This is a genomic window from Caulobacter sp. 602-2 (assembly GCF_011043625.1).
Classification (GTDB): Bacteria; Pseudomonadota; Alphaproteobacteria; order Caulobacterales; family Caulobacteraceae; genus Caulobacter.
The window spans coordinates 47,603-60,362 of record NZ_JAAKGT010000011.1 but is presented as its reverse complement, the minus strand read 5'-3'; the positions used below and the strand labels follow the sequence as shown (position 1 = coordinate 60,362).

Here is a 12,760-nt window from a genome sequence, read left to right as displayed (position 1 = left end):
TTCCTACTTCGCCGGCTTCTCCACCGCCAGCGGCCGCACCTTGTCGACCAGTTCGACCAGGAACTTGCCGGGCTCTTCGTGCGGGGGCAGGTGGGCGGAGTTTTCGAACCACACCAGTTGCTTCTTCGGCGCCTTCAGGCGGCCCAGCCACGGCTCGATCACCGACGAGGGCGTGGTGATGTCGTGGCGACCCAGGAACATGAAGACCGGGAACTTGGTCGCCGCGATCTTCGTGTGATCCACAGCGGTCATGTCGGGCAGCAGGGCCGGCACCGACAGCTGGCCGCCCTGGTCGATGGCCAGGCGGTCGGCATAGTCATAGAGCGGCGACAGGCGCGCGGCGCGGAAATAGAAGTCGGCGTTGTCGCGATAGGCGGCCAGCCCTCCGTAGGCCATCACCCATTTGCGCACGACATTGACCTTGGCGAACGGGATCTCGCCGTCGCCGGGATAGGGGGCGATGGCCTTCAGTTCGGCCAGGGCCGTCTCGTCCTTGCGCTCGGCGGCGATCTTCAGCAGCGCCTCGTATTGGGCGGCCTCGTTGGCGCGCAGGGCGAACAGCGGCCCGACGCCCACATAGGCCGCGACCAGGTCGGGCCGCGCCATGGCCGCGTCCAGGGCGATGACGTTGCCCCACGAGTGGCCGAGCAGGATCACCTTGCGCGCGCCCACGCGGGCCCGCACGTCGTCGATCAGCGCCAGCAGGTCCTTGGTCATCTGGGCCCGCGACAGGTGCGCGCGGTTGGCCGCCTCGCCGCCCGAGCGCAGAGTCTTGCCCGCCCCCGGCTGGTCCCATTGCACGACGGTGAACCAGTCCTCCCAGCCCTGCTGGTAGGGCCAGGACCGGCCCATCTCGGTCGCGCCCGGACCGCCGTGGACGTAGATGATCACGGGATTGGCCTTGTCGACGCCGCGGATCGAGACCCACTGCGGCAGGCCGTTCAGGTTCACCTGCTCCAGCACCTGGATCCCGTTCGGGGCCACGATCTTCTGGCGGTCGGCGATCATCGCCCGGGCGGTGGCGTAGTGCGCCTCGGTCGGGGGCGGCGCGTTCGGGTCCTGGGCGAGGGCGGGACCGGCCAGCAGGATGGCGACGGCGGCGGCGAGCGCCGGCAGGCGATGGAACATGGGCGACTCTCCGGCGCAAAGGACCAGCGCCTCGTTTAGCCGCCCGCGGCCGCTTCGGCGACCCGCGTCGCGCGAACGACGATCACACCGATTGCCTGATTTGACAGCAGCGCTGCCTTACCTATGATGTCGTCACCATGTATCGCATCGAATTCTTCAATCGCGAACAGCACAGGGCGGGCCACCTCATCGCAGGAGCCTAGTCCCGAGCCCCTATCGACGCGTGTGCGCCGGGCTCGGGACGAAAACCACATCGACAACAGCGTTGCGCAAGACTTCGACACATAACCGGTCGAGGTCCAGAAAACTTGCGCGCCTACCCCAATTACTACGGCGCGCGACCAAGGCCGCGACGCCGCGCCATGCCGCATGGCCAAACGCCAGGAGCGCCTTCATGCCCGCCTCCCCGCCCCTCTCTCCACGCGCCGCCCCTGGGGCGACCAAGCGCGACCCGCGCCCGCCGATCACCGTCTGCGCGGCGGACTACGACGCCCTCGCCGCCCTGATCGCCCACCCCAGCGCAGCGCCCGGCCAGGCGCTGCTGGCGGTGGAACTGGAACGCGCCGCCGTGGTCGAGGGCAGGCCCGCCGCCGACCGCGTGCGCCTGGGTTCGGAGGTCGACTATCACGACCTCGACCGCGACCGGGTGCGCACCATCCGCCTGGCCATGCCCCAGGAGGCCAGCATCGACGAGCGTCGCGTGTCGGTCACCGCCCCGATCGGCGCGGCCCTGCTGGGCCTCAAACCCCGCCAGCGCTTTTCCTGGACGGAAGCCGGCGGCCGGACGCGGACCATCCTGGTGCTGGCGGTGCGCAATGACGGCTGACGACGTGCTGGGCCCCTGCCCCAGTCCCGGACATGGCGTGGGCGCGGCCGCCGCGGCGGCCCTGCTGGCCGCCGCCGATCACGTGGACCAGGCCGCTTCCGGAACTTCGCCGCGCGAGGCCGCCACGCGACTGTCGCTGCACGCCGAGGACCTGGCCCATTCGCCCGTGGCCCGCGACCAGCTGCTCAGCCGCGCCCTGGAACTGGCGGCCGGCGATCTCGCCGAGGGCCGTCGCCCCCTGTCGCACTGGCCGCTGTTCTTCGCCGAGGACCTGTCGCCGTCGCTGGAGGCCCGCGAGGACGTTCGCGCCTGGGTGCTGGCCGGCGCCGATCCGATGCTGGCCGACGGCGAGGCGGTGGCCGAGGCCGTCGAGGCCCGGGCCGTGCGCGACCTGGGCGACGCTTTCGAGACGGCGCGCGGCCTCACCCGCCGCCTGCGCATCGAGGCCTGGCTGCAGCTGGCTTTGTGGGACGATCCCCGCATCCCGGCCAACGCCGAGACCCGCTTCCTGATGCGCGCCGGCGGCCGGCGGCTGATGGCGCGGGTCGGGGACTAGAAGCAGCGCGGCGGGAAACCGCCGCGCGGACCGGATCAGTCGATGCGGCCGAACTCGAAGGCGTTCAGGCCGACGATGACGCCCAGGAAGATGGCGATGATCAGGATCGCGAGCATGTTGGCGCCGCTCCGGCTTGGTTGTTGTTTCCTCGCCTCCGGCTTTAGCGGCCAATGTTCGGCGGAGCAAGGCCTGCCGCCCGGCGTCGAAGCAGCCTAGTCTGGCGCCCATGCTCTGGCGCCGAAAAGTCGAACCCTACACCCGCCCCTTCGTCTACGCTTGGTTCCGCATGAGCCGGGGGCTGACCCTGGGCGTGCGCGGCCTGGCCACCGACGCCGAGGGCCGCGTGCTGATGATCCAGCACACCTACGTCCCCGGCTGGTACCTGCCCGGCGGCGGGGTCGAGCGCGGCGAGGTCGCCGAGACCGCTCTCGTGCGCGAGATGAAGGAAGAGGCCGGCGTGCGCGTCATCGGCCGCCCCACCCTGCTGTCGATCCACAGTAACGAACCGCGCCACCCGGGCGACCACGTGCTGGTCTACCGCATCCATGCCTGGGAGCCGTGCCAGGCTGCCGAGCAGGGCGAGATCCACGAGATCGGCTGGTTCCACCCCGACGCCCTGCCCGACGACGTCACCGACGCCACCCGCCAACGCATCGCCGAAGCCCTGAAGGGCGCCGAAATCGACCCGATGTGGTGAGCATGGACTGGCTGGCGCGACTTATCGGCCGACTGCGGCCCGCCCCTGCCCCGCCGGCGGCGCCCGAGCCTCCACATAAATTGGAGACCTCGATCCGCGAGCACCTCGCGCCGCTGCTGCGCGAGGACGGCTTCACCGGCTCGGGACGCAACTACCGCCGCTTCGTCGACGGCCTGGCCCTGACCGTCCAGGTGCAGGGCTCGACCTACGGCGACCGGTTCGCGATCAATCTCGGCCTCCATCCCCTCAGCCTGCCGATCGAGGGCCTGAAGGACATTCGCAAGATCACCGACATCCATTGCCGGTTCGGCCGCCGCCTCGCCCTGCGGGGTACGGACCAGTGGTGGCGCTACGGCAAGTCGCGCGCCAGCATGGACGCCGCCGTCGCCAAGGCCGCGCGGGTTTATGTCGAAATCGGCCGCCCGGCCTTCGCCGCCCTTGCCGCTCCGGATTCGCCGATACGCATCATGACCGCCGAGGCCCTGGCGACGGGGAGTTATGACCTGCGGGGCTTCGCCATCGACAAGGCCTTCGCCGCCTCCATCTTCGCCACGACCAGAAAGGCCGAAGGCCAGGACGACGCCGCCAGGGCTTTCGCACGCCTGGCGCTGCAGGAAAACGAGCGCACCGGCAACGGCACGGCGCTGGGCAAGGCCGAAATGCGCGCGATCATCGACGGCTGACCCTGGCGAAACGACAGGACCGCCGCTGGCCGATGTCGCCCGCAAGCGATCCGGCGGACCGCCATGCCCTCGGCGCCCGCGCCCCGCGACTTCCAGCACAATCCGTGCTAAGCGCCCGCCCAACGAAATTCACGAGAGTTCCATGGCCCTGAAAGTCGCCATCGTCGGCCTGCCCAACGTCGGCAAGTCCACCCTGTTCAACGCCCTGACCCAGACGGCGTCGGCCCAGGCCGCCAACTACCCGTTCTGCACCATCGAGCCGAACACCGGCGACGTGGCCGTGCCGGAAGCGCGCCTGAACGCGCTGGCCGCCATCGCCGGTTCGAAGGAAATCATCCCGGCCCGCATCAACTTCGTCGACGTCGCCGGCCTGGTCCGCGGCGCCTCCAAGGGCGAAGGCCTGGGCAACCAGTTCCTGGCCAACATCCGCGACTGCGACGCCGTGGCCTTCGTGGCCCGCTGCTTCGAAGACGGCGACATCACCCACGTCGAAGGCCGCATCGACCCGATCGCCGATCTCGAGATCATCGAGATGGAGCTGATGCTGGCCGACCTGGAAAGCCTGGAAAAGCGCCTGCCCAACGTCGAGAAGCGCGCCAAGAGCGGCGGCGACAAGGAAATGATCGCCACCCTGCGCCTGATCAACCTGGCGCTGGAGCAGCTGCGCGCCGGCCGTCCGGCCCGCGCCGCCCAGATCGACAAGGAAGACGCCAAGGCCTGGGCCATGCTGCAGCTCCTGACCTCGCTGCCGGCCCTCTATGTCTGCAACGTCGACGAAGGCAGCGCCGACAAGGGCAACAAGTTCTCCGACCTGGTGGCCGAACGCGCCAAGCAGGACAACGCCAAGAGCGTGGTCATCTCGGCCCAGATCGAGAGCGAGATCGCTCTGCTGGACGAGGCCGAGCGCACCGAGTTCCTCGAGACCCTGGGCCTGGAAGAGCCGGGCCTCAACCGCCTGATCCGCGAGGCCTACAAGCTGCTGGGCCTGCAGACCTACTTCACGGTCGGCCCCAAGGAAGCCCGCGCCTGGACGATCCCGGTGGGCGCCACCGGCCCGCAGGCCGCCGGCGTGATCCACACCGACTTCGAGAAGGGCTTCATCCGCGCCGAAACCATCGCCTATGACGACTACGTCAAGCTGAACGGCGAAGCCGGCGCGAAGGAAGCCGGCAAGATGCGTTCGGAAGGCAAGGAATACGTCGTCAAGGACGGCGACGTGATGCACTTCCGCTTCAACGTCTGATCGCAGGCTTGAAATAGATCGCCGCCTGGCCGAGCTTGCCCGCCTCAGCGTGGGGAGTTCGGTCAGGTCGTGGCTTCGTGGATCATCGGGGGCGCGCTGGCGCTCCTCCTGTCTTCGCCGCAGGAAACCCTGACGCCCGCACCCCGGCCGACCGGCGGCGAGGCGGTTCACGCCCTCAAGGCGGACGGCCCCCTGACCGTGCGCCCGGCCGGCCGCGCCGCCGTCGGCGACGCCCTCGTCGCCCTGCCCGTACGCCTCGCGTTCACCGGCGTCCTGAGCCAGGACGTGCTGCGCGACGGACGCGTGGCCTTGCCGGCCGGAACGCGCGTCATCGGCGTCCGCCAGTCCTTCTCCAGCGTGGCCACGACCCGCGAGCAGCGCCGCCTGGGCCAGATCGGCCAGGTGCACCATGGCGGCAACCAGACGATCTGGTGCGCCGCGACGTCCGCGCCGTCGAAGGACGCCGCGGCCTGCCTGCCCTTCGTCAACGGCGTGGTGCGCTGGGTCGAGGCCTCGCCGCCGCACTACCCGATCATCCGCCGCTTCACCCCCAAGGCGCCGCTGGCAGGACCCGTGCTGGTCGAGCCCGGCCCGATCGAGGGCCTGGCGCCCCTGCGCTTCACCATCGCCTTCGCCGGATGGACCCCCGAGGGGGCGGCGATCGACCTCAAGGTCGAAAGCGACGGCCGGCCGCCGGCCACCCGGCGACGAACCCTGGCCCGAGGCCCGGACGGCGCCGCCACGCTGGAGGCGCTGGGCGGACGCCTGCGGCTGATCCCCGTCGCGGCCGACGCGAACGTGGCCGACATCGAGATCGTCATCCCGCCCTCGGCGACCGCCGATCCGGAGTTCTGAACATGCGCGCCCTGCTGCTCGCGGCGATGATGCTCGTCCTGGCCGGCTGCGGCGCGGCCACGGCCCAGCCGCCGGCGATCGAAGGTTCGGTCGATCGCATCGTCATCGAGAAGGCCGCCCACCGCATGCGCCTCTACGCCGGCCAGAGGCTGGTGCGGACCTATGCGGTCTCGCTGGGCGGCGGGGGCCTGGCGCCGAAGACCCGGCAGGGCGACCGGCGCACGCCGGAAGGCGACTACCGCATCACCGGCCGCAATCCCAACAGCCGCTTCCACCTGGCCTTGCGGATCGGCTACCCGACCCCGGCCCAGGCCGCCGCCGCCCGCGCCCGGGGCGTCGACCCCGGCGGCGACATCATGATCCACGGCCTGCCCAACGGCCGCGGCGCCCTTTCGGCGCTCTACAAGGGCCGAGACTGGACCGACGGCTGCATCGCCGTCACGGACCCGGAGATAGAAGAGGTCTGGAAACTTGTGCGCGACGGCGCGCGGGTGAGGATAGAGCCATGACCGACATCACCGACGCCGGCCCGCTGGTGGCGCGCCGCGACTGGCGCAAGGCCGTGATCAGCTCGGCGATCATGCTGTTGATCGCCGCCGCATGGATGGGCTGGCGCGCCGCGCAGGGCGACCATCCGCCCTGGATCGTGCTGGGCCTGGCCGCCGCCTGGTGCGTGATCGGCGTCCCCTTGCTGATCCGGGACCGCGTCCCGCGCCTGATCATCGCGGGCGAAGGTCTCAGCTGGCGCGAGACGCGCAAGGACCCGCTCTATTTCCTGCCCTGGTCCCGCATCCTGTCGGCCAGGTACGAAAACCGCGGCGAGGACGGACACGTGCTGAGCCTGACCCTGACCCCGCCGCCGGTCGTCGAGCAGCAGGCCTCCGACCGCACCGGCCCCTTCACCGTGGACATCGAGGTCGGCGGCCTCGACCTGTCGCGCACCGCCCTGCAGGCCGCCATCCGCAGGCGGGCGCCGCACCTTTTCGGCCGCAAGCCGCGAAACGCGGCCTGAGGGACCCGCCCGGCTGTCGAACTTCGGCGACGGCGCGCCTTGACCGCAAAGGCGGCGCGGTTCTGGATGCGCGCGCCTGAACAAGACGCCGGAGCCCCCCATGGCCGACACCCTCACCCTGACCTCCGCCATCGACGGCTTTACGTTCTCCGCCCTGAGCGTGCAGCCGCAGGGGCCGCGCAAGGGCGGGGTGGTGGTGATCCAGGAGATCTTCGGCCTGGACCAGTACGTGCAGGCCGACCTCGCGCGCTGGGCCGCCCGCGGCTACGAAGCCATCGCGCCATCGCTATTCGACCGCGTCACCCCCGGCTATGTCGCCGAACATGACCCCGAGGGCTTCCAGAACGGCGTCGCCGCCGTCGGCCAGGTGGGCATGCCGGCCATGCTGTCGGACATCCAGGCCTGCATCGACGCCCTGAAGGACAAGGGCCCGGTGTTCGCCGTCGGCTACTGCATGGGCGGATCGCTGGTGTGGCTGGCGGCCTCGAAGCTGGAAGGCCTGGCCGCCGGCTCCAGCTATTACGGCAGCCAGGTGCGGGCCAATGCGGCCCTGCCCCTGCACTGCCCGGTGATCGTCCACCTGGGCGCCAAGGACGCCCACATCGACGCCGAGGCGACCAAGGCGGCGATCTGGACCTCCCACCCCGACGCGCCAGTCTACGTCTACGAAGCCAGCGGCCACGGCTTCAACAACGACGGCCGCCCCGACAGCGACCTGGCCGACGCCGAACTGGCCCGCGAGCGCACCGTGGCGCTGTTCGAGGAAGTCGCCGCCTCCCAGGAAGGCGCCGGCGCATGACCGCCGCCGGAACCCGCATCGCCCTGTGCGACCGCGACGGCGGCCCGCTGTCGGCCTTCCACGTCCAGCCCGGCGAGGCCCGGCGCGGCGGCCTGGTGATCCTGCACGCCATCTGGGGGATCACCCCGCACATCCGCGAGTTCAGCGAAAGCCTGGCCGAGCACGGCTACGAGGTGATCGCCCCCGACCTGCTGGACAGCGCCGACGCCCCCTGGCCCGAGCACAACACCGACCCTGCGATCCTCGACCAGCGCATGGCGCTGGGCGAGCAGGCCGGCTGGGGCGCGGCCAGCGTGCCGCGTGTCCAGGCCGCCATCGACGCCCTGGAGGGCCCGGTGTTCGTCATGGGCTTCTGCTTCGGCGGCACGACCGCCTGGCTGGCCTCGACCCGCGCCCACGGCGTGACGGCGGTCTCGTGCTTCTACGGCGGCGACATCGTCCGCTATCGCGAGGAGACGCCGAAGGTCCCGACCATCCTGCACTTCGGCAAGACCGACGAGATGATCCCCCTCGCCGACGTGGCGGCGATCGAGGCGGCCCATCCCGACCTGCCGATCCACCAGTACGACGCCGGCCACGCCTTCGTCGCCCCCAGCGGCCACCACCCCGACAGCGCCCGCCTGTCGATGCTGCGCACCCTGCAGCTCTTCCAACGCTCAGGCGGCAGCAAGGGCGAGGCGTAGGACCGCGCTTGGAAATCCTGCTGTTCTGCTGCGCGGCAGCCCTGGGGCTGGTCGTCGCGGCCGTCGAAATCTTTCGCGGCCTGAAGCTGCTCTCGCGGATCGCCGTCTGGTCGGTGATCCTGATGATCGTGTGCGCCGCCGTTTCGGTCGATCAATGGCCTCACCTCGGGGCGGTTGAGCTCGCCGCCTCCGCCTTCTTCTGCATCACCGTCGTAACCGTGATCATCGGCGGCGCGGCCCTGCGTGAGCGCTTCATATCGAAGCTCTGAGCGCAGCCCAACGCGCGAAACTCGATCGGGATTGTTGAGCGCTGCTCAACACCCCGTGCACCTTGGGGCGGCTAATGCGTCCAGCCCGTCCCTGTTACGCTTTCCCGTTTTCGCTGGGCCGACACCCGCGACGAAACCGCCCGCGCGCCCGGCCGCTTTAACCGCGGACCCTTGGCGCGTGGAGGACCGGAGGATGGGATGGCGATACTCGACGACCTTCAGCTTTCCAGGCGCGAAGTGATGGCGACCGGCGCGGCCGTGGGCGTCGCGGCGGCTCCGGGCATGGCCTCGGCCGCGCCCGCCGAACAACCCACGCTGATGAAGGTGTCCTTCACGGTCAACGGCCAGCGCCAGACCCTGGAGCTGGACACCCGCACCACCCTGCTGGACGCCCTGCGCGAGCACCTGAAGCTGACCGGCAGCAAGAAGGGCTGCGACCACGGCCAGTGCGGCGCCTGCACCGTCATCGTCGACGGCCGGCGGATCAATTCCTGCCTGTCGCTGGCGGTGATGCACGAGGGCGACGAGGTCACCACGATCGAAGGCCTGGGCGGCCCGGAGAAGCTGCACCCGTTGCAGGCGGCCTTCGTCAAGCACGACGGCTACCAGTGCGGCTACTGCACGCCGGGCCAGATCTGCTCGGCCAAGGCGGTGCTCGAAGAGATTCGGGCCGGCGTGCCCAGCCACGTCACCGCCGACCTGACGGCCAAGGTCGAGTTCAGCCAGGCCGAGCTGCGCGAGCGCATGAGCGGCAACATCTGTCGCTGCGGGGCCTATTCCAACATCGTCGAGGCCGTGGCCGAAGTCGCCGGAGCAAAGGCATGAGGGCGTTTTCCTACGAGCGCGCCAAGAGCCCGCGCGAAGCCGCCGCGGCGCTGGCCGCCGACCCGGCCGCCCGCTTCATCGCCGGCGGCACCAACCTGCTCGACCTGATGAAGCTGGAGATCGAGACGCCCGCGCGGCTGATCGACGTGAACGGCCTGAAGCTGGACGAGATCACGCCGACCAAGGACGGCGGCCTGCGCATCGGCGCCCTGGTGCGCAACACCGACCTGGCGGCCGACAAGCGGGTGCGCAAGGACTACGGCGTGCTTTCGCGCGCCCTGCTGGCCGGCGCCTCGGGCCAGTTGCGCAACAAGGCCACAACCGCCGGCAACCTTCTGCAGCGCACCCGGTGCCCGTACTTCTACGACACCAACATGCCCTGCAATAAGCGCACGCCGGGCGCGGGCTGCTCGGCCATCGGCGGCTTCACGCGGACCCTCGCGGTGCTGGGCGCCAGCGAGGCCTGCATCGCCACCCATCCCAGCGACATGGCCGTGGCCCTGCGCGTGCTGGACGCTAGCGTCGAGACCGTCGGCCCGGACGGCGCCGAGCGCTCGATCCCGATCGCCGACTTCCACCGCCTGCCCGGAGAGACGCCCCACGTCGAAACCGCCCTGGCGCGCGGCGAACTGATCACCGCCGTCACCCTGCCCAGGCCGATCGGCGGGGTTCACGCCTATCGCAAGGTGCGCGACCGGGCCTCCTACGCCTTCGCGCTCGTCTCGGTGGCCAGCGTGATCCACAAGGACGGCTCGGGACGGGTGGCCCTGGGCGGCGTCGCCCACAAGCCCTGGCGGGTGGAGGCGGCCGAGGCCGCCCTGCCGCGCGGCGCGAAAGCCGTCTCCGAGGGCCTGCTGGCCGGCGCCCGCACCACCAGCCAGAACGCCTTCAAGCTGACCCTGGCCGAGCGCGCGATCGGCGCGGCCGTCACCGAAGCGAGGGGCTGAGGCCATGAAGTTCGACACCCCCGCCACGACCAACCCGATCGACCAGCTGAAGGTGGTCGGCAAGCCGGTCGACCGCATCGACGGTCCGATGAAGACCACCGGCCGCGCCCCCTACGCCTACGAGCGCCACGACGCGATCCCCGACATCGCCTACGGCTACGTGGTCGGCGCGGCGATCGCCAAGGGCCGCATCACCTCGATCGACCTCTCGCGCGCCAAGGCCGCGCCGGGGGTGCTGGCGATCGTCACCGCCGCCGAGGCCGGCAAGCTGGCCAAGGGCGACTTCAACACCGCCATGCTGCTGGGCGGGCCGGAGATCCAGCACTACCACCAGGCCATCGCCGTGGTGGTCGCCGAGACCTTCGAGCAGGCCCGCGCCGCCGCAGGCCTGGTGAAGGCGGACTACGAGCGCGCCAAGGGGACGTTCGACCTGGTCTCGGCCAAGGACGGCGCGACCAAGCCCAAGGACGGTGGGCCCGACAGCGCCTTCGGCGACTTCGACGCCGCCTTCGCCGCCGCGCCGGTGAAGCTGGACGAGCACTACGCCACGCCCGACCACGCCCATGCGATGATGGAGCCCCACGCCAGCATCGCCGCCTGGAAGAGCGACAAGCTGAGCCTGTGGACCTCGAACCAGATGATCGCCTGGGGCGCCGGCGACGTCGCCAAGACCCTGGGGATCCCGCGCGAGAACGTGCGGCTGATGTCGCCGTTCATCGGCGGCGGCTTCGGCGGCAAGCTGTTCGTGCGGGCCGACGCCATCCTGGCGGCCCTGGGCGCCAAGGCGGCGGGACGGCCGGTGAAGCTGGCCCTGCCCCGGCCCTTCATGTTCAACAACACCACCCACCGGCCCGCGACGCTGCAGCGCATCCGCATCGGGACCGACCAGGCGGGCAAGATCCTGGCCATCGGCCACGAAAGCTGGTCGGGCGACCTGCCCGGCGGCGGTCCCGAGACCGCCGTGCAGCAGACCCGCCTGCTCTATGCGGGCGAAAACCGCATGACCAAGACCCGGCTTGCGGTGCTCGACCTGCCCGAGGGCAACGCCATGCGCGCCCCCGGCGAGGCGCCCGGCCTGATGGCCCTGGAAGTGGCCGTCGACGAGATGGCCGAGAAGCTGGGCATGGATCCTATCGACTTCCGCGTGCTCAACGACACCCAGGTCGACCCGGAAAAGCCCAGCCGGCCGTTCTCGCAGCGCAGGCTCAACGAGTGCCTGCGCACCGGCGCCGACAAGTTCGGCTGGAGCCGGCGCGCCAAGACGCCCGGCCAGGCCCGCGACGGCCGCTGGCTGGTCGGCATGGGCGTGGCGGCGGCCTTCCGCAACAACCTCGTCATGAAGTCGGCCGCCCGCGTGCGGCTGGAGACCAGCGGCGTCGTCACCGTCGAGACCGACATGACCGACATCGGCACCGGCAGCTACACCATCATCGCCCAGACCGCGGCCGAGATGATGGGCGTGCCGCTGCACCGCGTGAACGTGCGCCTGGGCGACTCGTCGTTCCCGGTCTCGGCCGGTTCGGGCGGCCAGTGGGGCGCCAACAGCTCGACCGCCGGGGTCTACGCCGCCTGCATGAAGCTGCGCGAGGCGGTCGCCGGCAAGCTGGGCCTCGACCCGGCCAAGGCCGAGTTCGCCGACGGCCGCGTGAAGCTGAACAACCAGAGCCTGCCGCTGGAAAAGGCCGCCGCTTCGGGCCCGGTCACCGCCGAGGACTTCATGGAGTACGGCGACCTCACCAGGACCCACCAGCAGTCGACCTTCGGCGCCCACTTCGTCGAGGTCGGCGTCGACGCCTGGACGGCCGAGATCCGCATCCGCCGGATGCTGGCCGTCTGCGCCGCGGGCCGGATCCTCAATCCGAAGTCGGCCCGCAGCCAGGTGATCGGGGCCATGGTCATGGGCGCCGGCGCGGCGCTGATGGAGGAACTGGTCGTCGACAAGCGCATCGGCTTCTTCGCCAACCACGACCTGGCCGGCTACGAGGTGCCGGTGCATGCCGACATCCCGCACCAGGACGTGATCTTCCTCGACGAGACCGACCCGATGTCTTCGCCGATGAAGGCCAAGGGCGTCGGCGAACTGGGCATCTGCGGCGTCGGCGCCGCGGTGGCCAACGCCATCTACAACGCCACCGGCGTGCGGGTGCGCGAGTACCCGGTGACGCTGGACAAGCTGCTGGAGAAGATGCCGGTCCTGGCGTGAGGGGCGTAGCTTCCGCGCCCCTTGCTCCGAGTTT

The 12,760-nt window shown here is 70.7% G+C and carries 16 protein-coding genes; 14 read left to right on the top strand and 2 right to left on the bottom strand.

Annotated elements, in window-relative coordinates; all coding sequences use genetic code 11:
* Window positions 1-3: 3 nt before the first annotated feature.
* A complete protein-coding gene (locus tag G5B46_RS19170) occupies window positions 4-1,128 on the bottom strand; it encodes an alpha/beta hydrolase (protein ID WP_165261477.1) in 1,125 nt (374 codons plus the stop codon).
* A gap of 35 nt (window positions 1,129-1,163) precedes the next feature.
* Window positions 1,164-1,301 (bottom strand): hypothetical protein, encoded by a 138-nt coding sequence (locus G5B46_RS19165; protein WP_165261475.1) that lies wholly within the window; start codon window positions 1,299-1,301, stop codon window positions 1,164-1,166.
* A 221-nt stretch (window positions 1,302-1,522) separates the two neighbouring features.
* On the opposite strand from G5B46_RS19165, the gene G5B46_RS19160 reads away from it, so the two are divergent.
* From G5B46_RS19160 to paoC, 14 genes are all read left to right on the top strand, one after another.
* Window positions 1,523-1,954, top strand: a complete 432-nt coding sequence (locus G5B46_RS19160) for a GreA/GreB family elongation factor (protein ID WP_165261473.1) — start codon at window positions 1,523-1,525, stop codon at window positions 1,952-1,954.
* Entirely contained in the window at window positions 1,944-2,510 is a 567-nt protein-coding gene (locus tag G5B46_RS19155; protein ID WP_165261471.1) for a hypothetical protein, read from the top strand. Before G5B46_RS19160 ends, G5B46_RS19155 begins: the two co-directional genes overlap by 11 nt.
* Before the next feature lie 226 nt (window positions 2,511-2,736).
* Window positions 2,737-3,207, top strand: a complete 471-nt coding sequence (locus G5B46_RS19150; protein WP_165261469.1) for an NUDIX domain-containing protein — start codon at window positions 2,737-2,739, stop codon at window positions 3,205-3,207.
* Window positions 3,208-3,287: 80 nt separating this feature from the next.
* Window positions 3,288-3,890 (top strand): DUF4304 domain-containing protein, encoded by a 603-nt coding sequence (locus tag G5B46_RS19145; RefSeq protein ID WP_165261467.1) that lies wholly within the window; start codon window positions 3,288-3,290, stop codon window positions 3,888-3,890.
* 142 nt (window positions 3,891-4,032) lie between these two features.
* Window positions 4,033-5,133, top strand: coding sequence for a redox-regulated ATPase YchF (ychF, locus tag G5B46_RS19140; protein ID WP_165261465.1), 1,101 nt, complete (start codon window positions 4,033-4,035; stop codon window positions 5,131-5,133).
* Between the two features lie 69 nt (window positions 5,134-5,202).
* Entirely contained in the window at window positions 5,203-5,988 is a 786-nt protein-coding gene (locus G5B46_RS19135; RefSeq protein ID WP_165261463.1) for a hypothetical protein, read from the top strand.
* A 2-nt stretch (window positions 5,989-5,990) separates the two neighbouring features.
* On the top strand, window positions 5,991-6,497 hold the full coding sequence (locus tag G5B46_RS19130; protein ID WP_205691770.1) for a L,D-transpeptidase family protein: 507 nt from the start codon (window positions 5,991-5,993) through the stop codon (window positions 6,495-6,497).
* Complete coding sequence (locus G5B46_RS19125; RefSeq protein ID WP_165261461.1) at window positions 6,494-7,000, top strand: hypothetical protein; 507 nt, start codon at window positions 6,494-6,496, stop codon at window positions 6,998-7,000. Before G5B46_RS19130 ends, G5B46_RS19125 begins: the two co-directional genes overlap by 4 nt.
* Before the next feature lie 100 nt (window positions 7,001-7,100).
* Window positions 7,101-7,799: a dienelactone hydrolase family protein gene (locus tag G5B46_RS19120; RefSeq protein ID WP_165261459.1), complete on the top strand. Its 699-nt coding sequence runs from the start codon at window positions 7,101-7,103 to the stop codon at window positions 7,797-7,799.
* Entirely contained in the window at window positions 7,796-8,482 is a 687-nt protein-coding gene (locus G5B46_RS19115; protein WP_165261457.1) for a dienelactone hydrolase family protein, read from the top strand. The genes G5B46_RS19120 and G5B46_RS19115 overlap by 4 nt, the downstream gene beginning before the upstream one ends.
* An 8-nt stretch (window positions 8,483-8,490) precedes the next feature.
* On the top strand, window positions 8,491-8,751 hold the full coding sequence (locus G5B46_RS19110; RefSeq protein ID WP_165261455.1) for a hypothetical protein: 261 nt from the start codon (window positions 8,491-8,493) through the stop codon (window positions 8,749-8,751).
* 198 nt (window positions 8,752-8,949) lie between these two features.
* Window positions 8,950-9,576, top strand: coding sequence for an aldehyde dehydrogenase iron-sulfur subunit PaoA (gene paoA / locus G5B46_RS19105; protein WP_165261454.1), 627 nt, complete (start codon window positions 8,950-8,952; stop codon window positions 9,574-9,576).
* Complete coding sequence (locus G5B46_RS19100; protein ID WP_165261453.1) at window positions 9,573-10,523, top strand: xanthine dehydrogenase family protein subunit M; 951 nt, start codon at window positions 9,573-9,575, stop codon at window positions 10,521-10,523. The genes paoA and G5B46_RS19100 overlap by 4 nt, the downstream gene beginning before the upstream one ends.
* A 4-nt stretch (window positions 10,524-10,527) precedes the next feature.
* A complete protein-coding gene (gene paoC / locus G5B46_RS19095; RefSeq protein WP_165261452.1) occupies window positions 10,528-12,726 on the top strand; it encodes an aldehyde oxidoreductase molybdenum-binding subunit PaoC in 2,199 nt (732 codons plus the stop codon).
* Window positions 12,727-12,760: the final 34 nt, after the last annotated feature.